The organism is Vibrio sp. PID17_43 (assembly GCF_002608565.1).
In the GTDB taxonomy this organism is placed as follows: Bacteria; Pseudomonadota; Gammaproteobacteria; order Enterobacterales; family Vibrionaceae; genus Vibrio.
Genome location: NZ_LIXM01000003.1, coordinates 41,163 through 61,872, shown reverse-complemented (window position 1 = coordinate 61,872; position 20,710 = coordinate 41,163). Strand labels below are relative to the sequence as shown.

Annotated in this window: 19 protein-coding genes and 4 pseudogenes; 13 read left to right on the top strand and 10 right to left on the bottom strand. The window is 43.9% G+C overall.

What is annotated here, in order from left to right; all coding sequences use genetic code 11:
* Positions 1–17: 17 nt before the first annotated feature.
* Positions 18–272 (bottom strand): Lpp/OprI family alanine-zipper lipoprotein, encoded by a 255-nt coding sequence (locus tag AK965_RS02900; RefSeq protein WP_099078195.1) that lies wholly within the window; start codon positions 270–272, stop codon positions 18–20.
* A gap of 424 nt (positions 273–696) precedes the next feature.
* On the opposite strand from AK965_RS02900, the gene AK965_RS02895 reads away from it, so the two are divergent.
* The 5 genes from AK965_RS02895 to pstB all read left to right on the top strand — a co-directional run bounded on the left by AK965_RS02895 (position 697) and on the right by pstB (position 5,773).
* Positions 697–2,040 carry a DEAD/DEAH box helicase gene (locus AK965_RS02895; protein WP_099078194.1) on the top strand — a complete coding sequence of 448 codons (1,344 nt, stop codon included), beginning with the start codon at positions 697–699 and terminating at the stop codon, positions 2,038–2,040.
* Between the two features lie 186 nt (positions 2,041–2,226).
* Positions 2,227–3,048, top strand: coding sequence for a phosphate ABC transporter substrate-binding protein (locus AK965_RS02890; protein WP_099078193.1), 822 nt, complete (start codon positions 2,227–2,229; stop codon positions 3,046–3,048).
* 96 nt (positions 3,049–3,144) lie between these two features.
* Complete coding sequence (gene pstC, locus AK965_RS02885; protein WP_099078192.1) at positions 3,145–4,077, top strand: phosphate ABC transporter permease subunit PstC; 933 nt, start codon at positions 3,145–3,147, stop codon at positions 4,075–4,077.
* Positions 4,078–4,099: 22 nt separating this feature from the next.
* The gene (gene pstA / locus AK965_RS02880) at positions 4,100–4,963 is read left to right on the top strand and encodes a phosphate ABC transporter permease PstA (protein ID WP_099078191.1); all 864 of its coding nucleotides are present in this window, start codon (positions 4,100–4,102) and stop codon (positions 4,961–4,963) included.
* A 60-nt stretch (positions 4,964–5,023) separates the two neighbouring features.
* Positions 5,024–5,773 carry a phosphate ABC transporter ATP-binding protein PstB gene (gene pstB / locus AK965_RS02875; protein ID WP_099078190.1) on the top strand — a complete coding sequence of 250 codons (750 nt, stop codon included), beginning with the start codon at positions 5,024–5,026 and terminating at the stop codon, positions 5,771–5,773.
* Between the two features lie 84 nt (positions 5,774–5,857).
* Here pstB and AK965_RS02870 read toward each other — a convergent pair whose 3' ends face one another.
* The 6 genes from AK965_RS02870 to AK965_RS02845 are packed head-to-tail and all read right to left on the bottom strand — an operon-like array spanning position 5,858 to position 12,773.
* Positions 5,858–7,504, bottom strand: coding sequence for a BatD family protein (locus AK965_RS02870; protein ID WP_099078189.1), 1,647 nt, complete (start codon positions 7,502–7,504; stop codon positions 5,858–5,860).
* A gap of 4 nt (positions 7,505–7,508) precedes the next feature.
* Complete coding sequence (locus AK965_RS02865; protein ID WP_099078188.1) at positions 7,509–9,365, bottom strand: VWA domain-containing protein; 1,857 nt, start codon at positions 9,363–9,365, stop codon at positions 7,509–7,511.
* Positions 9,358–10,362, bottom strand: a complete 1,005-nt coding sequence (locus AK965_RS02860) for a VWA domain-containing protein (RefSeq protein ID WP_099078187.1) — start codon at positions 10,360–10,362, stop codon at positions 9,358–9,360. The genes AK965_RS02865 and AK965_RS02860 overlap by 8 nt, the downstream gene beginning before the upstream one ends.
* Complete coding sequence (locus AK965_RS02855) at positions 10,359–10,832, bottom strand: DUF4381 domain-containing protein (protein WP_099078186.1); 474 nt, start codon at positions 10,830–10,832, stop codon at positions 10,359–10,361. The genes AK965_RS02860 and AK965_RS02855 overlap by 4 nt, the downstream gene beginning before the upstream one ends.
* A gap of 43 nt (positions 10,833–10,875) precedes the next feature.
* Entirely contained in the window at positions 10,876–11,802 is a 927-nt protein-coding gene (locus AK965_RS02850) for a DUF58 domain-containing protein (RefSeq protein WP_099078185.1), read from the bottom strand.
* A gap of 14 nt (positions 11,803–11,816) precedes the next feature.
* Positions 11,817–12,773 (bottom strand): MoxR family ATPase, encoded by a 957-nt coding sequence (locus AK965_RS02845; protein WP_099078184.1) that lies wholly within the window; start codon positions 12,771–12,773, stop codon positions 11,817–11,819.
* Between the two features lie 379 nt (positions 12,774–13,152).
* Between AK965_RS02845 and AK965_RS02840 the strand changes: the two are divergent.
* The 4 genes and pseudogenes from AK965_RS02840 to AK965_RS02825 all read left to right on the top strand — a co-directional run.
* Positions 13,153–13,396, top strand: a pseudogene (locus AK965_RS02840) (methyl-accepting chemotaxis protein); the annotation flags it as partial.
* Between the two features lie 58 nt (positions 13,397–13,454).
* On the top strand, positions 13,455–13,655 hold the full coding sequence (locus tag AK965_RS02835; RefSeq protein ID WP_099078183.1) for a restriction endonuclease subunit S: 201 nt from the start codon (positions 13,455–13,457) through the stop codon (positions 13,653–13,655).
* Positions 13,656–13,834: 179 nt separating this feature from the next.
* Positions 13,835–14,503, top strand: a complete 669-nt coding sequence (locus tag AK965_RS02830; RefSeq protein ID WP_099078349.1) for a LuxR C-terminal-related transcriptional regulator — start codon at positions 13,835–13,837, stop codon at positions 14,501–14,503.
* A 310-nt stretch (positions 14,504–14,813) separates the two neighbouring features.
* On the top strand, positions 14,814–14,966 hold the full coding sequence (locus AK965_RS02825) for a hypothetical protein (protein ID WP_253252652.1): 153 nt from the start codon (positions 14,814–14,816) through the stop codon (positions 14,964–14,966).
* A gap of 57 nt (positions 14,967–15,023) precedes the next feature.
* Here AK965_RS02825 and AK965_RS20885 read toward each other — a convergent pair.
* A pseudogene (locus AK965_RS20885) lies at positions 15,024–15,326 on the bottom strand (diguanylate cyclase); the annotation flags it as partial.
* 310 nt (positions 15,327–15,636) lie between these two features.
* Positions 15,637–15,825 (bottom strand): hypothetical protein, encoded by a 189-nt coding sequence (locus AK965_RS20200; protein ID WP_143699928.1) that lies wholly within the window; start codon positions 15,823–15,825, stop codon positions 15,637–15,639.
* 90 nt (positions 15,826–15,915) lie between these two features.
* On the opposite strand from AK965_RS20200, the pseudogene AK965_RS02815 reads away from it, so the two are divergent.
* The 4 genes and pseudogenes from AK965_RS02815 to AK965_RS02800 all read left to right on the top strand — a co-directional run.
* Positions 15,916–16,341 (top strand): annotated as a pseudogene (locus tag AK965_RS02815) (transposase); the annotation flags it as partial.
* A gap of 55 nt (positions 16,342–16,396) precedes the next feature.
* Positions 16,397–16,598: pseudogene (locus AK965_RS20880) on the top strand (OmpA family protein); the annotation flags it as partial.
* Between the two features lie 78 nt (positions 16,599–16,676).
* Positions 16,677–17,525, top strand: a complete 849-nt coding sequence (locus tag AK965_RS02805; protein ID WP_099078181.1) for a mechanosensitive ion channel family protein — start codon at positions 16,677–16,679, stop codon at positions 17,523–17,525.
* 266 nt (positions 17,526–17,791) lie between these two features.
* Positions 17,792–19,840: an EAL domain-containing protein gene (locus tag AK965_RS02800; protein WP_099078180.1), complete on the top strand. Its 2,049-nt coding sequence runs from the start codon at positions 17,792–17,794 to the stop codon at positions 19,838–19,840.
* A 127-nt stretch (positions 19,841–19,967) separates the two neighbouring features.
* Here the strand turns inward: AK965_RS02800 and azu are convergent, their stop codons facing one another.
* Positions 19,968–20,420, bottom strand: a complete 453-nt coding sequence (gene azu / locus AK965_RS02795; RefSeq protein WP_099078179.1) for an azurin — start codon at positions 20,418–20,420, stop codon at positions 19,968–19,970.
* Positions 20,421–20,710 lie beyond the last annotated feature (290 nt).

Here is a 20,710-nt window from a genome sequence, read left to right as displayed (position 1 = left end):
AAGCGCGGTAATTAATCTTACTTAGTGTAAGACTGAGCGATGTTGTCGATACGCTCATTTGCACGTGCAGCTTCTTCTTGTGCTGCCATAGCTGCGCCGCCTGCTGCTTGAACGTCAGATTGTAGAGACTGAACGTCTTGGCTTAGTTGGCTAACTTGGTTGCTTAGTTGGTCTAGTTTTTCTGCATTTGCCATTGCTGCGTCATCAGAAGAAGCACAACCAGCTAGTAGAAGTACTGAAGCTGCTGCAGCTGCGATCAACGTTTTGTTCATGTAAGAACTCCTTGCTTATAGTGAAAGTCCCGCCTAATGAGTGTTGTTTCATGTGCCAGCGGGGATTAATGTGGACACATTCTATCAGTACATGATGTAGCAAAAGTCAAAAAAATCCAAGAATTTCATGGGGTACCCGCTAAGAATGCTAACTTTAGTTTGACAAAAGTTAGCATTCACTACGTCTTACAGCCTCTAAACAGGTTCGATGCAGGTCATTTTTGCTACGTTCCTGATATCAATAATTTAGACGATATTGACGCAAATGAAAGTTTCTTAGAGGAAACTTTATTCTTTCTTGTGGAATTAGTTTGTGTGATCTCTATCTATACTCTTATGATTTGCGGTATTATAGCAGGCTTTTATTTTTTGCTGCGTTAGAGCGGAAACGACACTGAAAAACGCTCGGACGTTTACTGATTTATTGGAGAATACTTTGCAATTTAAAGATCTAGGCCTAGACAACCGATTGTTGAAGAACCTAAAACATTACGATTTTAAAAAAGCGACTGACATTCAAAAACAGGCAATTCCTGTAGCGATTGCAGGCAAGGATCTATTGGCATCTTCTAAAACGGGTTCGGGTAAGACTTTGGCATTTGTATTGCCAATGCTTCATAAGTCTCTAAAGACGAAGTCGTTTTCTGCCAAAGACCCTCGAGCGGTTATCCTTGCGCCAACGCGTGAGCTAGCGAAACAGGTATACGGTGAGCTTCGTTCTATGTTAGCGGGCTTGACTTACGAGGCCACTTTGATCTTAGGCGGTGAGAACTTTAATGACCAAGTGAAAGCACTTCGCCGTTATCCGAAATTCATTGTCGCAACGCCAGGGCGTTTAGCGGATCACCTGGAACACCGTTCACTGCACCTTGATGGCTTGGAAACTCTTATCCTAGATGAAGCGGACCGTATGTTGGATCTGGGCTTTGCACCAGAACTTCGTCGCATTCATAACGCGGCAAAGCACCGCCGTCGTCAGACACTGATGTTCTCTGCGACTTTGGACCATGCTGAAGTCAATGATATCGCTTCTGAGATGTTAAACGCGCCAAAGCGTATCGCTGTTGGTGTGTCGAACGAAGAGCACAAAGATATCACGCAGAGATTCTACTTGTGTGATCACTTAGATCATAAAGAAGCGATTCTGGAGCGAGTGCTTTCTGAAGCGGAATACCGTCAAGTTATCATATTTACTGCAACTCGTGATGACACTGAACGCCTGACTGCAAAGTTGAATGAGCAGAAACTAAAGGCGGTTGCATTAAGTGGTAACCTAAACCAGACTCAACGCAACACCATCATGAGTCAGTTTGAGCGCGCAGTATTTAAAATCTTAGTAACAACGGACGTGGCTTCTCGTGGCCTAGATATCGCGACGGTAACACACGTGATTAACTTCGATATGCCTAAGCATACAGAAGAGTACGTTCACCGTGTTGGTCGTACTGGTCGTGCTGGTAATAAAGGGGATGCCGTATCTCTGGTTGGTCCTAAAGATTGGGACAGCTTTAAGCGTGTTGAAGCATACCTACAGCAAGATCTGAGCTTCTCAGTGTTTGAAGATCTAAAAGGTAAATTCAAAGGTCTTAAACCCGCTAAGAAAGATTTCCGTAATAAGAAGGCGACCGTTAAGCAAGCGCGTCCGCAGGCGAAGAAAGTCGCGAAGAAGCCAGTTAAACGCGATAAAAGCTTCTATCAACATGTGGCTGTGGGGGATAACGTCTTCATCCCTAAGAAGAAGCCAGCAGAGCCTAGTTCAGAAGATTAATCTTTACTGAATATTATATAGATATTAAAAATCCGAGTGCTGTCACTCGGATTTTTTGTATCAGGAAAACGGCAAAGTGTCATAGAGGCTTCAATTAAGTGAAACACAACTGTCACATTGGGGTTCTAAAGTGAGAATCGTTCAAGTGAAACACGACGGTAATAAAGCCACTTAAAGGAAATTGTGATGAAAAAGACAGTAATCGGTGCAATCGCACTTCTAGGTGCAATGGCAGTGGCTCCTGTTTCTGCTAAAGAAACTATCTCTGCTGTGGGTTCTAGCAGCGTAACTCCACTGATGGAAGTTTTCTCTGAAACATACATGAAGACAAACCCGAACGTATTTATCGAAGTTCAAGGCCCTGGCTCATCTGCGGGTGTTAAAGCTGCAAAGAATGGCTCTGCTGACCTAGGTATGTCTTCTCGTAACCTGAAGGACTCTGAGAAAGAGCCTACTCTGAAAGAAGAGACCGTTGCTCTAGATGGGATCGCAGTGGTTGTTAACCCAAAAAACAAACTATCGGGCCTAACAGCTGAGCAAGTTACTGCGATCTACAAAGGTGAAGTAACAAACTGGAAAGACGTTGGTGGTGCAGACAAGCCAATCGTTGCAATCACTCGTGACACGGCTTCTGGTACTCGTGGCGCATTCGAAGACATCATGTCTCTAAAAATGAAGATTTCTGGTAAGAAAGTTTCTGCCATCTCTCAACGCGCTCAAGTTGCTAACGGTAATGGTGCACTGAAGACAATGGTTGCTTCTAACCCGTACGCAATCGGTTACATTTCTCTTGGTACCGTTGATGCGTCTGTAAACGCACTTCCAATTGATGGTATCGAAGCATCGGTAGACAACGTGAAGAATGGTTCATACAAAGTTGCTCGTCCATTCCTTGTTCTTTACAAAGAAGGCAAGCCATCTGCTGAAACTCAAAAATTCCTAGACTGGATGCTAACTGACGAAGCGCAAGCGCTTGTTGACCAAAAAGGTTATATCTCAGTTAACTAATCCTATGGGGATTCTAATTTTGCTCAGCCCAACGTTTCGGGCTGAGCCTTTTCTATCCATTGTGTTCGACGCATTGCTAAGAACCGTGAGATTTTTATGACCATCGCAACAAATAGTGAAAAGCTTATGAGTACTGACGCTAAAGCGATCAGCAAGCCAGGCCTACGCGAAAAACGACGCGTTGACTGGAAAGAGCGCATCTTCCACGGCTTGTTCCTAACGAGTGCTGTAATCGGCATCGTATCATTAGCAGTTATCGCATACTTCATCGTTCGAGAGAGTATTCCTGCATTCCAAGAAGCCGGCATCTCGGGCATCGTTCTAGGCCAAAACTGGTTACCACCAGCACTGTACGGTGTTGCAACTATGATTGTTGCTTCTATCGTATCGACAGCAGGTGCTGTTCTAGTGGGTGTTCCCGTTGGTGTCTTGACCGCTATCTTCATCGCAGAAATCGCACCAAAGCGTTTAGCTGACATCATCCGCCCAGCGGTTGAGCTACTCGCAGGTATTCCTTCAGTGGTATACGGTTTCTTCGGCCTGGTTATTATCGTTCCATTGATTCAGAACGTATTTGATGTACCAGCAGGTAACACTATCCTGGCTGGTATCATTGTACTTGGTGTGATGATTCTACCAACGGTAATTACGGTATCTGAAACGTCTATCCGTGCGGTTCCTCGTACTTATAAAGAAGGTTCTTTGGCACTGGGCGCATCGAAAATTTACACCATCTTTAAATTGCTCGTTCCAGCGGCTCGCTCAGGCATCATGACAGGTGTGATTCTGGGTATTGGCCGTGCGTTGGGTGAGACCATGGCGATCATTATGGTAATGGGTAACGCGCCAGCAATGCCAGAAGGCATCCTTGATTCGGCACGTACGCTAACCGCAAACATCGCAATTGAAATGTCTTACGCAAGTGGTGTTCACGCGAGCGCACTTTACGCTACAGGTGTGGTACTTCTGGTCTTCATCATGTCGTTGAACGCTGTACTACTTTACCTAAACCGAGAAAAAGCGAAGTAATCGCTCGTTAAAGGTGACTATTATGGATCGCGCAAAACTGAAAAAAGCACGCCAGTTCAAAGATAATGTCTTTAACGCATTTGTCTGGATCTCGGCGGCACTGACGGTAGGTTTCTTGTTCTGGATTATCTGGTACATCCTATCAAACGGTCTACAACACGTAGATTGGAGCTTTATTACTGATAACTACACGCGCACAGGTGAAGAGCACGGTATCTTCCCAATGATTGTGGCGACCATCTACATGGTTGTCGCATCTATCGCAGTGGCAGCACCACTCGGTATCATGACGGCAATCTACTTGACCGAATACGCAAAAGTGGGCAGTCGTTTGGTGAAAATCATCCGATTCTGCACTGAGTCATTGGCGGGTATTCCGTCGATCATCTTCGGCCTGTTCGGTATGACGTTCTTCGTGGCGATTCTTGGCCTTGGCTTCTCGATTCTATCGGGGGCACTGACGCTAAGTATCCTAATCCTGCCAGTTATCATCCGTACCACGGAAGAAGCGTTGATGGCAGTACCACAAACGTACCGTGAAGGCTCATACGGCCTAGGTGCATCTAAGATTTACACTATCTGGCGTTTGATTCTTCCGAGCGCAATGCCAGGTATCTTAACCTCGATCATTCTAAGTATTGGTCGTGTCATTGGTGAGTCTGCTCCAGTATTTCTGACAGCAGGTATGGTTGCACGTATTCCGGATTCGCTATTGGATTCTGGTCGTACGCTAACCGTGCACTTATACAAACTGACTACCGAACTGTTTACCATTGAAGAATGGAATCAGGCTTACGGTACCGCGACAGTTCTGATTGTTGTTGTTCTACTGATCAACATGTTAACAAAATTGATTGCCAGACGTTTTAACACCGCAACTTACTAACGAAACGAATTAAGAACGCACGTTAAAAGACACGAATTCAAGATTTAAGAGATTAAGAAAATGAACAAGTTTGATATTGAAAACCTAGATCTGTTTTACGGTGACAACCAAGCACTGAAATCAATCAACCTGCCAATCCCAGTCCGTCAGGTTACGGCTCTGATCGGCCCATCTGGTTGCGGTAAATCAACACTACTACGTTGTTTGAACCGCATGAATGACCTTATCGAAGGCGTAAAAATCACTGGTAAGCTGTCAATGGACGGTGAAGACATTTACGGCAACATCGACGTTGCTGACCTTCGCATCAAGGTGGGTATGGTATTCCAAAAGCCAAATCCGTTCCCAATGAGTATTTATGAGAACGTGGCTTACGGTCTGCGTGCTCAAGGCATCAAAGATAAGAAACACATTGATGAAGTGGTTGAGGGCTCACTGCGCGGTGCAGCACTTTGGGACGAAGTAAAAGACCGTCTTAAGTCACACGCATTTGGCCTATCAGGTGGTCAGCAGCAACGTCTGTGCATCGCACGTACCATTGCGATGGAGCCAGATGTGATTCTGATGGACGAGCCAACGTCAGCGCTTGATCCGATAGCAACGCACAAAATTGAAGTGCTGATGGAAGAACTAAAGAAGAATTACACCATTGTTATTGTCACGCACTCTATGCAGCAGGCTCGTCGAATTTCTGACCGCACTGCGTTCTTCCTAATGGGAGAATTGGTTGAACACAATGACACACAAGTGATCTTCAATAGTCCGAAAGATGATCGTACCCAAGGCTATGTAAACGGTGATTTCGGTTAATCAACACATTTACTGGCATATACACAAATAACTATAAGCGATGGTACTCTTGCCCCTCCTAGTGAGGGGCTTTTTTGGTAATCACTATAACTTTTCTAGCTGGTGGCTAGGTTTGCTTTTCTTCTCTTTGGCCAGTTGTTTGATCTGGGCGATCAGATTATTTGCCATCCACTCCTGTTGAGTTGCACTAAAGCGAGATTGGTTCATCAGGTTCAGTTCTTCTTTTACTGCTTTCACTGCTTCAGAATCATTGTTGAAGTGGTGAGTGTTTAAGTAGTCATTAACCGCTCTTTCAATCTTAGCACAGTCACCTTGTTTAATGATGTACTCTAGCTCTTGAAGCGAGGAACTGTTGTTCGTATTCGTAGTTTTCTCAACGCGTGGTTCGGCACGTGTCTTCCATAGTCTCAATGCAATCGCCGAAGAGACAAGCCACAGCACGCCAAATACGAAGGACAGTGTTTGCCATATAGATTCAACACCACTTTGAGTCGCTTGCTCAGAGGTGGTTGCCGGCTGTGCTGGTAACGCGCTTTCTGGCAGCGTAATTAAGCCACTGTCACTTTTCTCGACATTGAGTTTTAGCGCCGAAATGTCGGCTTGTCTTGTTTGGTCTCGGTTACTGTCCCACCAGTTAACTGTATAGCTAGGTAGCGTGAGTTCTCCCGGTTCAGTTGGAATCAATACTTGTTTAACCGTCATAGTCACCGTACCGTCGCGAGCGGTTTCGAACTGCGGCTGTTCTGAATAAACACGTATCGTACTAGGGTAGACAATACCGGCACGAGGTAGATATTCTGCTTGCGTACCGCGAGCACGGATACGAATTGTGCGAGTAATCGAAGATCCTTGCTTTACCGTGCTGACGGCATTTTCTGACAATGGATTGCCTTGCTCACCTTGCCAGCTTTGTGTCATTTCCAGTGCAGAGGCTGGTAGCCAGTTACCTTTAAAATCCTTAGGAATAGGCTTTACGGTAATAGGCATTTGTTCTGCTTTGGTATTGATCGGCATTATCTGGGTTGAACCCGTTAGGCTGTCACCATAGAAGTAAGAGCCTGTCAGTTTCGGACCATTAAGCATGTAGGTGCCTGGTTGTTCTGCAGTAATACGGAACGCTTGTTCAACGATAGTGACTTCAAGACCATCAATCACGCGTTGACCTTGTTTCATGTCGCTCGTAGGCTCTAGTTTCATCCCATCGATGCTTGGTGGCACAATTTGGGGGTTATCTAAGCGGCGAGGATCCACTTTAATCACCAACTGCATGCGAAGCGTTGCTGATTGTTGAGGATACAAGGTGTGATTGTCCACGCTCATATCAAAGTTAAATAAATCGTTTAAGTTCGGCTCGGCTTGATTCTTGGTGACACGTAACTTAATTGGATCTGTCTTCATGCCATCCACGGTAAAGCTTGGGATCGTCACCACCCCCTCTTTCATTGGTGCGATAGAGATGCTCCATTCCGTTTGAACCGATGTGTGGCCATTGATGTTATTGCTTGAGCGGCCGTAACGAGGCTGTCCTAAAAAGAAATCTTTCTTCAAGACATTGAAATCAATCGCACCAGAGCCTAGTTCTGTGTCAGCCATGATCCTTAAATTGATCACTTCGTTCTTCGCCACCTGAGTTTTGTTTACACTGGCTTGAAGGCTTTGTGCGAAAACCGAAAAGCTAGTCAGTAGGCTGGCCATTAGAACAAAGACCAGTTTTGCGCCTTTTTTCATCATGGACTTACCACTCCTTATTAGATTGTTGTGGGCGTTGTTTTTGTTGCGCTTGAAGCTGCATTTGAGCTTGAATCAAGAAGCTAGGGTCACGTGCACTTTCTACCGCTTCTAAGCGGCGAAACTCGGGATCATCTTGATGCATTTCCCCTGGCTGAGCTTGTGCCTGCGTTGGTTCGCCTTGTGTCTCTTTTTGTTGCTCAGCGTTTTGCTTTTCTTGTTTATTTTCAAGTTTTTTCTGGTTTTGTGACTGCTGTCCTTGCTCTTTTTTAGCGTCATTTTGAGACTTTTGTTGCTGCTGTTGCTGCTGTTGCTGCTGTTGCTGCTGTTGCTGCTGTTGCTGCTGTTGCTGCTGTTGCTGCTGTTGCTGCTGTTGCTGCTGTTGCTGCTGTTGCTGCTGTTGCTGCTGTTGCTGCTGTTGCTGCTGTTGCTGCTGTTGCTGCTGTTGCTGCTGTTGCTGTTGTTGCTGCTGTTGCTGCTGTTGCTGCTGTTGCTGCTGTTGCTGCTGTTGCTGCTGTTGCTGCTGTTGCTTCAGTTTCTCCTCTACAACCGACAAGTTCTTTTTCGCAGCTTCAAAGTCTGGTTTCTCTTGAATCACGTTCTTGTAGAGCTCTGCTGCATCCTCAAGTTGTCCGTTCTTAGCAAGTGCGTTTGCCAAGTTGTAGCGGCCATCAAGGCTTGGATTATTGGAGAATGCTTCTATCGCACTTTCGTAATCTCCAGCTTGGTAACTTGCTGCACCTTTCCAATTAGGATCAGTAAAGGTTCTTTGGGCTTTTTCGTACTCACCTTGTTGATAAAGCTGCTCACCTTGTTGGTTTTGATTCAAGAACGCATTCGCTTCTGCTTTCGGCGTCCAACTCATCGGTAACACCGTCGCAACCAGCAGCCAAATCATGCCTCGACGGAAGAGTAGGGCTGTGGGGAACAAGAGCAGAGGTAGCAACCAGAAACCGCCGTTCAAGCGAGAGTCGGTTTTCACGTATTCACTTTGCTTGGCGGCAAGGTTGTTGCTCGCGTTGTTGGTAAACTCGGCAATGTTCTCAACGTCACGGTTATTGTGTTGAATTGGCACAAATAATCCGCCGGTCTCTTTAGCTAGCTTCTGTAAGTTTTTCAGATTAGTTTTCGCTACCACAGTGTTGCCTTGTCGACTCTTCATTAAAGAACCATCCGGAAGAGCAATTGGTGCGCCAGTTGATGTGCCGATAGCGAGTACTGATACTCGAATGTTTTTACCGTTTAATAACGCTAATGAGCGAGATAATTCGGAGTCATCCAAATCATCTGCCAGCACGACGATGTCACCTTGATTTACGCCCGCCTGAGTAAACTGGCCAAGCGCGGTTTCAATCGCTGATGGTAAGTTGGAACCTTGATAAGGCATTAACTCAGGAGACAAGTTTTCGATGATGCCAGCGAGTGTGCTGGAATCTGTCGTAAGCGGACTAAGCGTATAAGCATCACCGGCGTACGCAACCAAGCCTGTTGAGCCTTCTTTCCATTTCGGCAATAAATCCAACGCTTTATAACGCGTTTGTGACAGGCGATTTGGTTTCACATCCGTTGCGTACATAGAGCGCGACATATCCAGCACTAACACTCGGTTTTGGTTTAGTTCAAAGCTCGGTCGTGTGTTGGATTGCCAACTTGGGCCTGCTAAAGCGATACAAGCGATTGCCCATGCTATTCCCCAAATGGCGAAGTAGTGCTTAGTTTTCACTGAATAGCCAAGCATTTTTGCCAAATGAGGCGCAATCAACGATGACTTTTTGGTTCTGTATTGGCTGTTAACAGCAAGGACAACGGGAATGACGAGCAAACCCAACAACCAATAAGGGGTTAAGAAAGTAAACTCAGCCATGTTTTCTCCTCAGAACAAACAGGAACACGGAAAGTACCAGTGCAGCGCCCAATGGGTAAGGGAACCATTCCGACTGAGGACGCCAAGTTTGGGTGTCAGTAGAAACGGGCTCTAGCTGGTTAATGGTGTCGTAGATCGTTTCAAGTTCTTTGGCATCACGCGCTCGGAAGTATTTACCACCTGTCATCTCTGCAATCTTGGTCAGCGTTTGCTCATCAAGGTCTGAGGCGGTATTGACTTTGCGCGTCATAAAGAAGTCTTTGACCATCATTTCACCAGCGCCCACACCTACGGTGTAGATGGTTGCGTTGTATTTTTTAGCGATTTCAGCGGCTTCAAGCGGATCAAGTACACCAGCAGTATTGCTGCCATCACTGAGCAAGATCATCACACGTTGTGGTGCGTCACTGTCTACAAAGGTTTTAGTGCCTAAGCCGATACCATCACCAATCGCAGTGCGCTGACCAACCAAGCCAATGACGGTTTGATTGATCTGTTGCATCACGGTTTTACGGTCAGCGGTTAGCGGCGTTTGTAGATAAGCGTGATCACCAAATAGCACCACACCTAAGCGGTCACCTTGGCGTTTTTCTACGAAGTCAGATAAGACTCTTTTGACAGCGGTTAGACGGTCTATGTATTCACCATTGTCGTTCATGTCTTCTTTCTGCATGGAACCAGATAAGTCGACCACTAACATCATATCGCGGTATTTCGGTTGGAACTCAACCGGATCGCCATACCAAACTGGGCGAGCACAAGCGACAACCAACAGAGTCCACACACCAACAGACAGGACTTTTTGCACTATCTGTTTTGGTTTGTTGTTGTGTTTGTTGTCTGGCAAGTACGCCAGCTTAATTTCAGCTTGCTGAGTCTCTTCAGGGAAGAACTTATAAATCAGCCAAGGTAGGGGCAGTAACAGTAATGCCCACCACCAGACAAACTCAATATTCAACCACTGAGAGAGGCTCGAAACGAGAGTTGCCTCAGTCACGAGTTTTTGCCTTTTTTCTTCGGTGGCAATGCGGTTGCAATCCAGAAAGCACAATCCTCAATCAGATCTTGATGTTGCTCTTGACCGGATTTTTGATACAGCGCCGCTTGCCACTGTTGTTGTTTATCGACGAATCGAGTCTCTTTGGTGCAGCTATCAAGAAACTCGTACCAAGCAGAGCCTGTTAATGGCGCGATTTCTTCACGAGGGAAGTAACTCAAAGCCGCTTGACGAAGCACCTCTAATGCAGAAGACGGTGTGTGTGGTGTGATCGGATTGGTCAACAGTTTCAATGCGGTCTTCTTGGCAACAAGACGCTTTGAATGCCATCTTAAGTAAAGTACAACAATCAAGATGGTAAAAATTACACAACCCAGAGCTGCCCACCAACCCCAAGCAAGTGGGAACCAATCTGGTGCATTCGGTAGGATTAAAGGTTCAAGGTTTAGGCTTTGATTATTCGTTGTCATTATTATTACTACTGCTTGAAGGATTTGTATGTTGTTGCTTTCGTTAGCTTAACTGTTGAACCAGAGGTAATCCGCTCGACAGACTGTTAAATGGAATCGCCATCGAATGACACTGCTGTTTGATGGCTTGCTGATGTTTAACAAAGTGAGATTCCAACGCCTGGCGCTGTCCCTTTGAACCGAAGTTAAACCACTGACTTCGATGACCATCAGATGCTTTCGCTTGGCCTCGGAAGTCGGTTTCACCTCGCTCTAAAGGATCATAAAATTGCACGGCACGAACGCTGTTGTGTTGCTTTAATCGACGCAGTTGAACCAGCTCTTTCTCTTCCACTTGTGCAAAGTCGCTGAGTAAAATGAGCTCACTGCCTTTCGGCGTAAGGTTGTGCAGCGTTTCAATTGCGCTCATGTAAGGCAGCGTGCGTGTGCTGTCAGCTTGTTGACTCGTAAGCAATTGATTGTGACTATTCACTATCGCGTCAAGAATTCTCAGCCCTTGCTTTTGTAGAGAAGAAGGGCGGAACTCAATACACTGGGAACCATCATCAATCACCGCGCCAATGCGATCTTTCTTGGCTAACGTCAGCCAAATCAAGACGCTAGCGAAGTGTGCCAGTTGGACCGACTTAAGAACATACTGTGAGCCGAAGTGAAGACTTGGGCTGAGGTCTATGTATAAAATAACCGCTTGCTCTTTGTCTTCTGAGAACAGCTTGGTATGCGCTTTACCCGTTCGAGCCGTGACTCGCCAGTCGATGCTGCGAATATCATCACCCGCTTGGTATTGGCGTACTTCCATAAAGTCCATACCACGACCTTTTTGACGGCTGGTATGGTTACCGCTCATTTGCGACCAAATACTCTGTGCTGGTGGCAGCCAGCGAACCGATTGAGTGCGATATTGAAGTAGCTCTTCAAGGGTTAATGTCACCCCATTCGCATGAGGTGGCAATGCATATGATGCAGACATGTCACCTACCTACGTTATGCGCTACCTACAAGATTAAGAAGCTTGTCGATAATCTGATTTGCTATGATGCCTTCTGCTTGGGCATGGTAGCTAAGCAGTAGACGGTGGCGTAGCACAGGGTAAGCCATGGCTTGAACATCTTCTGGAGAGACAAAGTCACGGCCCGCTAACCATGCGTGTGCTCGAGCGCAGCGGTCAAGGGCAATAGTGGCACGTGGGCTGACACCCATGGCTAGCCATTGCGCTAACTCATGGTCGTATTCCGTTGGCTGACGAGTTGCCATCACGAGACGTACGATATATTGCTCAATCGCGTCTGCCATGTGAATATTGAGCACTTCTTTGCGCGCAGTGAAGATGTCTTCTTGGCTCAAACTTGGGCGTTCAATCGTCGCTTCGCCTTTTGCCTCACCACGGTTGATGCGTAGGATCGCCAGTTCATGCTCTGCATCTGGGTAATCTACATTAAGGTGCAACAAGAAACGGTCGAGCTGTGCTTCTGGAAGCGGGTAAGTACCTTCTTGTTCAATCGGGTTTTGTGTCGCCATTACCAAAAATAGCTCTGGTAGCGCATAGGTGTTTCTTCCCGCCGTCACTTGCTTCTCAGCCATTGCTTCAAGCATTGCAGCTTGCACTTTAGCAGGCGCACGGTTGATTTCATCGGCAAGGATCAGTGAGTTGAAAATTGGACCTGACTGGAAGGTAAATTCGCCGGTTTCTGGACGGAAGATATCAGTGCCGGTTAAGTCCGCTGGCAGTAAGTCGGGTGTGAATTGGATACGGTGGAAATCACCTTCTACGCAATCCGATAGAGACTTCACCGCACGGGTCTTAGCCAAGCCTGGAGGACCTTCAACCAAGATATGCCCATCGGCAAGTAGAGCAATAAGGAGCTGTTTAACGAGATCATGCTGACCAATGATCTGAGACTCTAAGTAGCGCTGAAGAGTTTCGAAGTTTGTTTTGTGCATTTTTTGGACTCTCGGATATCCATAGGATTTTTACTGTGAATATTGGTCACTGCTAAGTGGGGAAAGTTCCCTTAGCGTTTGCGTAATTTATTTTTTGCAATATTGGGGCGTAAGTGCGGATTGCAAGCATTGTAGAAATCTAAAAAACACAGATTCAGGGTGTTACATTTCGATTTACATAAAATATGAGACTTTGCATGAGATATTTAGGCTTGGGCTGATACAAGCTAGGTGGCACAGGTGTCATGCAAACATGCCCTAGTTTAAATTTTTTTTGGGGGGGGGGTAATGAGTGATTCTTTCAAAGGTCCAGATATGTTGAAATCCAATTCTCTGAGTATTAAACAAAAGGTTGTACTTGGTCTTACTTTTGCTGTCCTTGTTCAACCAACTACAAAGTGACGTACAAGATGCGGTGACGGCGATGGAAGCGGGTAAAGTGATCACATCTTAAGGTGTGGATTTAAACGATTAAGCGGTAGAAGTACTCGTCAGCTGCAGACATTTCTGACCGAAATACTCAACTCGCAACGGCAACCGCAGAGGAACTTGCAGACGCAAGTAGAGGTTTACAGGCGCTTTCCTTTCGCTTGGATACGATGGTTGGTAGCTTCAAGCTGTAGAGTTGGATAGAATAGACCTAGTTTGCAAGTTTCACGACTATATATTTAGGTAAGTACTATGAATGACTTCGAAAAAGAACTAGAACAAATTTCTCAAGAGGCTGCTCAGGAGCCGGAAATAAAACTACCTTCTCTAGAAGAGCAAAAAGAAATCGCAGCTGAACTGAAAAGGCTCGAAGCGGAAGGAAAGCTCACTCCTGAGGTTCTTGAACAATACTTTGGCAAGTTCAACCAGAAAAATTCAGTACCAGTACATTAATCAAAAGGGAGTTTATTACTCCCTTTTTTAATCAGCTTATTAATTCTCTTATACTGTCCAATTATTGAGATATCAATCATTTACATATTGGTACTACTATTTTCATACTTGACTTTATCACGTTGGTAATTAAACCTATTGAATATCTTAAGGAAAATAACGTGGGTGCAGTGAATAGGATGGACGATAAGAGAATAAGGAACGTAATTTTAGTCACTGAAGATAGTTTGCAGTCATCTTTGTTAAAGGACGTCTTGGAAACGAAGCTTAGTATTCATGTTATTTTGATTACACCAGAAAAGCTCTCAACCCCTCCTGTCCTTACAGAAACCATTTCCACCATCATTTTTGATTATACCGTTGTCACTGAGGATGTGTTCTCTCGCTACATCAACTTCAAAGATGCGGCTTTCAAAGAGACGATAGAAGTTTTGATCAATTGTGACAAAACTTTGTCGGTCGAAGAACTGTTTATTTGGCAAACGTTGGCGGGGATTTTCTATACGTCCGATGATATAGGCACCTTGCAAAAAGGTATTGGTCGAATTCTACAGGGCGACATGTGGTTTAGTCGCGAATTTTCTCAGCAATATATCGCACATTTGCGTCGTCATAGTCGACCTATCAATAAAAATACACCTACCGTATTGACCAAACGTGAACAGCAAATTATCGATTTTCTTTCGATGGGGGCATCAAATCAACAAATAGCGAAGCAATTATTTGTCAGTGAAAATACGGTAAAGACTCACTTGCACAATATTTTCAAAAAAATAGATGTAAAAAATAGAGTTCAAGCCCTGATTTGGGCGAAGGAAAATGTTTCAGACTTATCGATGACAGGTTAATGGATGGCTTCAACGTTTTTGAAAAGAACTAGGGCCTGTTGATTTGTATTTAGTTGTTTTCTGTATATTCCCCGTTTGGGCTTAGTGTCATATGCTTGCTTGATGCCATGTTTTGGTCTCACCTGTACCTATGTAGGAACCTTTCTAACACCTACCTAATTGCGATGACTAAAGTGAACGTTGGGATGATTTCTTGTGCGCATATCACGTTTTGTGAAAAGCAAAAGTGTTCTCATATCGTGTTATCCCAAGTACCCTCAAGAGACTGGGGAATACATACACCCCAAATATTGGCTTTTTAGGCAAAACGATGAGAAACAATGAAGACAGAAAAACAAAAGATGTTGTTAATGCGTGTTTGTTCCTTACTCATCCAGACAACGATTTTGTTAATGGTCACAACCTTATTGTTGATGACGGAATGAGTAAGAAAATGATCTATCAAGACAGCTTATTGGATTAAGCCACCTTCTTCAGGAGTTAATACTCGAGTCACAATGCTAAAATCATGTCTGATGAGCTATTTTTCCCGATAGAGTTCTTTGTCTGCGAGATTAAACAAGTATTCAAAGCTTGGCTTGAGCGATGAAAATTGAGTAAAGTTTGCAACCCCCATTGACAAGGTTAATCGCTCTGAGCATATCGATGAGGGCTTGATCATATTCATTTGTTCGATTCGTTTTTGAAGCAGAATCAGTTTAGATTCGATCTGCTGTGAAGATCGATTCGCGCTAATGCGTAGGTACTCACCTGCATTATTGAAAACACCTTGAAGTACCTTCGCTACGGATGTGAGCGCGATATCCCCTTGTTGATGCCCATAGTAGTCGTTGAATCCTTAATAGTAATCAATATCAATAATGGCAATCGCCAAGCGTTTCTGCTTAGATGTAGCGCGTTTTAATCAACGTAGGTGCGATATTGCCTAATTGATATCGGTTATAGAGTCCTGTCAGGGGTCTGTTTTCGATAGCTTATCTAGCTGGGCATGAGCATACTGTAGGTGCTTTCTCTGGACAAAATTTTCCAATGAAATAGCCAGTTGTTCAAACAGATAAACGTGATGATGTTGATATTGCTTCTATGCGTCTGTCCGAAATCGTTCTAGCAATGGCTAGTGGTTGGTGGCAATGTTACAGGGTAGAATCTGAATCACCGAGTTGCCCTAATCCCATTCCCACATTCAATAGACAGATGGTTTCATTCACTGAATTACGAACTTTATTCGATGCTTTCGCGCCGAGTTTGGCTAGTTCAACTGCCAGAGGGTACTTTTCCAGAGATAGGTACAAATCACTGACATTGGTGTACGCCAGCGACAACGAGTTGGTATCAAAGCGATTTGAGTTTGGAAGCGCAAAGGTGGGGCATCATTTGTACATGATTCAATGCAGGATTGCTATGTATCTATTGCTGAGTTGAGTTTATTAAATGTGAGCGACGCTGAAGCGCTTCCAAATTTGCTTAAACAGATGCGCCTAAGAATCATTGAGATATCTGGTGATGGTGCTTATAACATAAGGTTGTGCTAAGAAGCGATTAGCATCAAACAAGCTGTCCCGATCATTCCTCGCAGGGAAGGCGCAGCCTTCTGGGTACGGGGTCATCTCCGCAATCTAGCGGTCGGCCGTCAGAAGCTATATGGTTAAAATAAGCATTGGAAAAAGATGTACGGCTACCATAAACGTTCGCTCTCCGAGACGGCGATGTTCCGTGTTAAAAAACGGCTCGGCGGTACATTAAGCTTAAGAAAATACAATGCTCAGGTTAGTGAGACTTACGCTATGATAAAAGCGTTAAACAAGCTCACAGGGCTAGGTATGTCGGAACGAAGGTGATTACCTAATAATTAGACATGTTAGGCGCGTTTTAACTCGAATTTGGAAACAAAGCCATGAGTAACTAGCGGATCGACGTGCACAAACTGTGATGGCGTAACTCAAAACATAAATCGACCCATCGCAGTTCGTGTGGGAGATAAATGTCTTTGGTGAACTTTAACCTGTTCAACGAAGAGTCTCTAGAAGCCTATGCGTTAAACCGCCGTGCGTTTATCGTATTTAAACAGAGCGAACTGGGGCAACCGACTGAATAATTTGATAAGGTTGTTCTGGCGAGGGTTAGCTTCTAACCTAAAGGATCTATCTACTCAAACTAAATAGGGAGCCGGGAAATGGAGAAAGTGCAGTTAGTCGTCGATTTTCTTCTTACTCACAAAATCGTTTTCACTGCATTAATTCTGTTCGTCGTTATGATTTTGCGTCGCTTGATTTTGTCGCAAATCCGTGGCGATGATGCCTTCATTACAGAAAAACAACGCAGCTGGATGTCGAGGACCAAAAACGGCACCTTTGCTATTACGTTGATCATTTTGTTTATTCTTTGGAAATCTGAGATCAGCGAATTTGCCCTTAGTGTCACTGCGATTGCTGTTGCGATTGTTGTTGCTTCGAAAGAGATCATTCTTTGCTTTACCGGATCGATTCAACGTGCAAGTTCTCGTTCATTTCGTATTGGAGATTGGATTGAAGTAGGCAAGTTGTGTGGAGAAGTGATTGAACACAATATGATGGCGACAGTGATTCAAGAAATTGATCTATACCATGGTCAATATCATTACACGGGTAAAACGGCAACATTGCCGAATAGTATGTTTTTTATATACCCAGTAAAAAATCTCAATTTTATGAAACGCTACGTTTATCATAACTTTTTTATCGTGGTTAGAGACTTTGTAAATTTATATCCAATCTTACCATTGCTGACCAATAAGATTGATGAACATTGCAGTTACTTTTCTGATGTTGCTCACCGTTACAATGCAATGATAGAGAAACACGCGGGTGTCGACCTACCAGGGGCAGAGCCACATATTCATATTTCTAGCAATATCAATGGCGAACAAATCGTGCATATTATGATTTTCTGCCCAACTGACAAAGCAAACCACCTCGAACACTTGATTCGTCAAGACTTTATGGAGTTGTACGAACAGCGTTTTCCATCAGGAAATGAGCATTAAACGTTAGCTTTCTTAATCATAAAATTAATACATTGTCGTTAAGATAAATAACCTTAATGGTTCAAGACGCATATAACAGTTAAATTACGCCTGCAATCACTTCTTGTGCGATAGTCTTTATTATCTTGTCCCACCAGCATTCAGCACCTGAATACTCCACAAAAATTCAAGAAAGGCGGTAAAACCAGCCATTTAGCTTGCAGTGGCGGTTGTAATTATGGCTGTTTAATTAACGGTTTAGCGCACTTTTAACGATAAGACTATCCATGAAAATTGGTTTAACATTTAATTCTGGTTTGTTTCATCGCGTATTAGCGATGACAGATTCGTGGCGTTCGGGGTCTAAATCCTATTTAACGGATTTGGCTTCGATTGCACTGTTGTTGCTGCCGCTGACTTTATCGAATGCATTGGCGATCTTTTTAGGCCACGCTTTTCGCTTGTCTGAGTTTTCTGAATTATCACGGATGCTGTTTCATGTATCAGACATCTTAATCAATTTATATCCAACAGCATTCTGCGTCGTTGCGGGTTATTACCTGTCACATAAGACAAATGTATCTAGCGCCGTTTTCATTATTTATTCAATGATCATGTTCTATCTAGCCTCGATAGAGAATGGAAGCTTGTCTACGACTTACATGTTGCCAAATAACCCTTTACTGGCATTGCTTAGTACGGTGATGACATATGTCTATTGCAGTATATTCAAGATACGTTTATTAGAGCCACAAGCGTTAGATTTTTCATCTCGCCTTATCAAACATGTTGTGCATTTTTTTACTTTTGTATTAGTCGCACTGGCCTTATCACATATTGCAGCTGTTTTGATAGCGATCTTGAGAGGGGTTATCCGTGATATTGGCGCGGATCCATTGACCCTTGAAGGTGGGCTGATCTATCAGATGATACTGGGTATTCTCGGTGCTATCGGTATTAATGGTCACAACATGCTATTTACCACCAAACAGCAGATATATGCAGCGACTGAAGCAAATATGGCAGCTTGGCAAGCTGGAGATGCCTCACTAAACGTGATTAGCCAAGGTTTCTATGATGCATTTATGTCGATGGGGGGATCAGGAAACAGCATCAGTTTGTTGCTTTGTGTATTGTTGTTTGCCAGAGAACGCCATCATGTCATATTGGCGTTGACAGCGATGCCACTGGTCATCTTCAACATCAATGAAGTACTGCTTTTTGGCTTGCCAATCATTTTTAATCCCTTATTGATTGTGCCATTCGTATTAGTGCCTTTAGTGAGCTTTGTCATCACTTATGTTTGTATTTCTACAGGGGTGGTATCACCCGTTGAGAACATTGTTAACTGGATGACCCCTCCGCTATACAGTGGTTATTTAGCATTGGGAGACAGAATTGAGGGCTCTATACTTCAGTTAGTCATCATTGTGGTTGGTATCTTTATTTATCAACCATTTTATTCGGCTTTTGCAGGGAAATATGTTGCTCAGTTTCGTTCTAGTAACGCATACTCAAGCATTGAACGTTCGGTATTTAACACTTTGCTGAGGAGTGTTAAAGATTCAAACGATACGAGTCTGAGTAAGTCGATGGCACAAAAACGTTTGAATATGATCATGAGTGAGGGGGAGCTAGTGATGTTTTATCAAAAGCTGCAATCCACTCAATATGATAATGTCTATTCTTACGAGGCTTTACTGAGATACGTTGATAGAGATGGTCAGTTGTGCCCACCCACGTTTGTAAGTGATTTCCAAATGTTGAATTCGATGCCTTTGCTGGATAAGTTAGTGATTGAGAAGGTATTGGCAGATATGCAAAAGATGACGCTATCCAAAGCATGTCGTGTTGCGATTAATATTTCGGTAGCGACTATTGAAAAAGCGGAATTTGTTGAGCATCTTTTTGCAAGGTTAGAGTACTACAATGTTTCTCCAGAATGGTTAGAGATTGAAATTACGGAAGAGGCAATTCTGAGTAATAAGGTTTTTTTGATCAAAACAATGGAAGCACTGCAAGCGAAAGGTATTCGAATTGCGATGGATGATTTTGGTACTGGTTATGCGTCATTCCCACACTTGCTTAAGTACCCATTTGATAAAATCAAACTTGATCGGTCTCTATTAAGAGGTGTAAATGATCAAAAGGGCCAAAACCTCTATCAGTTGGTGGTGAAACTCGGTCATATTACTCACTGTGAAGTTATTGCTGAAGGGGTGGAAACTAAGAGTGAATATGACTTCGTAAAAAAATGTGGTGTCGATAAAGTACAAGGTTATTTCTTTGCACGACCACAACCTCTAGCAGACATTTTTCTGGAACAACAAGAGTAACTATTGTCATCCATATAAATAGAAAACAGGCTCAATAAATAAGTTTGTAGGCATGGATGAGCGTCACGCTGTTTTTTGTAAGTCAAAAGGGAAGCCAATACTAATAGGCTTCCCTTATTCACTAAGTTTACTTAAATTCGAATTTTCCCTGCATGATTGCCCAGTGACCAGGGAAAGAGCAGAAGAACGAATAATCCCCCCCCGCAGTCATCTTCTCGGTGCTAAAGGTGACAGATGTACTCTCTCCACCACCAATGACTTCTGTAAAGGCATACACGCGGTTATCGTTAGGCTTAACGTAATTATTATCCATGCCAGCAGACATGCCATCTGTGCCCACCGCTTGTAGATTGGTGGTATCTGCAATTACTACGTTATGACCCATCGACTGAGCCGGCATTTTACCAGTGTGGTTCAACGTCAGTTTTACTTCTTTACATGTCGCCGGAACACTTAACGTTTTGGTTGAAAACTGCATCATATCATTGGCATCAATGGATACTTCACACTCTGCGCTTGCTTGTGCGCCAAAGCTTATTCCAATGAGTGCGAGGGTTGCTGCGCCTAAACGTAAAGACATATATAACATTCTCCCTATTTATTTCGGGCTAGTTTGGAATCAAACCAAGCCAGTACAAAACATCTCATTATCAACTAATTTCGGCAAAACAACGTGCTTCAATACTGATATTGACGTTTTTAAGCAAAGTTGTACGCAACACACATGTGGTGTGATCACTTTATATCTGATCTAAGAGCGATCAATTTATACGTGACTTGCGTCAAGTTTTTATGTAATGCATGGGTATTTCATAACATATGTAATGGTTGATTAGGTTATTTTTCATACCAACGTGTAAGTAGATATTT

Bases quoted from the DNA above. Each gene is read 5' to 3' on its own strand.
- AK965_RS02835 (WP_099078183.1), top strand. From the start codon at position 13,455: ATGAATGACTTCGAAAAAGAACTAGAACAAATTTCTCAAGAGGCTGCT.
- AK965_RS02845 (WP_099078184.1), bottom strand. From the start codon at position 12,773: ATGCACAAAACAAACTTCGAAACTCTTCAGCGCTACTTAGAGTCTCAG.
- AK965_RS02890 (WP_099078193.1), top strand. From the start codon at position 2,227: ATGAAAAAGACAGTAATCGGTGCAATCGCACTTCTAGGTGCAATGGCA.
- AK965_RS02805 (WP_099078181.1), top strand. From the start codon at position 16,677: ATGGAGAAAGTGCAGTTAGTCGTCGATTTTCTTCTTACTCACAAAATC.
- pstB (WP_099078190.1), top strand. From the start codon at position 5,024: ATGAACAAGTTTGATATTGAAAACCTAGATCTGTTTTACGGTGACAAC.
- azu (WP_099078179.1), bottom strand. From the start codon at position 20,420: ATGTCTTTACGTTTAGGCGCAGCAACCCTCGCACTCATTGGAATAAGC.
- AK965_RS02800 (WP_099078180.1), top strand. From the start codon at position 17,792: ATGAAAATTGGTTTAACATTTAATTCTGGTTTGTTTCATCGCGTATTA.
- AK965_RS02850 (WP_099078185.1), bottom strand. From the start codon at position 11,802: ATGTCTGCATCATATGCATTGCCACCTCATGCGAATGGGGTGACATTA.
- pstC (WP_099078192.1), top strand. From the start codon at position 3,145: ATGACCATCGCAACAAATAGTGAAAAGCTTATGAGTACTGACGCTAAA.
- AK965_RS02865 (WP_099078188.1), bottom strand. From the start codon at position 9,365: ATGGCTGAGTTTACTTTCTTAACCCCTTATTGGTTGTTGGGTTTGCTC.
- AK965_RS02825 (WP_253252652.1), top strand. From the start codon at position 14,814: ATGAGAAACAATGAAGACAGAAAAACAAAAGATGTTGTTAATGCGTGT.
- AK965_RS02855 (WP_099078186.1), bottom strand. From the start codon at position 10,832: ATGACAACGAATAATCAAAGCCTAAACCTTGAACCTTTAATCCTACCG.
- AK965_RS02900 (WP_099078195.1), bottom strand. From the start codon at position 272: ATGAACAAAACGTTGATCGCAGCTGCAGCAGCTTCAGTACTTCTACTA.
- AK965_RS02830 (WP_099078349.1), top strand. From the start codon at position 13,835: ATGGACGATAAGAGAATAAGGAACGTAATTTTAGTCACTGAAGATAGT.
- pstA (WP_099078191.1), top strand. From the start codon at position 4,100: ATGGATCGCGCAAAACTGAAAAAAGCACGCCAGTTCAAAGATAATGTC.
- AK965_RS02870 (WP_099078189.1), bottom strand. From the start codon at position 7,504: ATGATGAAAAAAGGCGCAAAACTGGTCTTTGTTCTAATGGCCAGCCTA.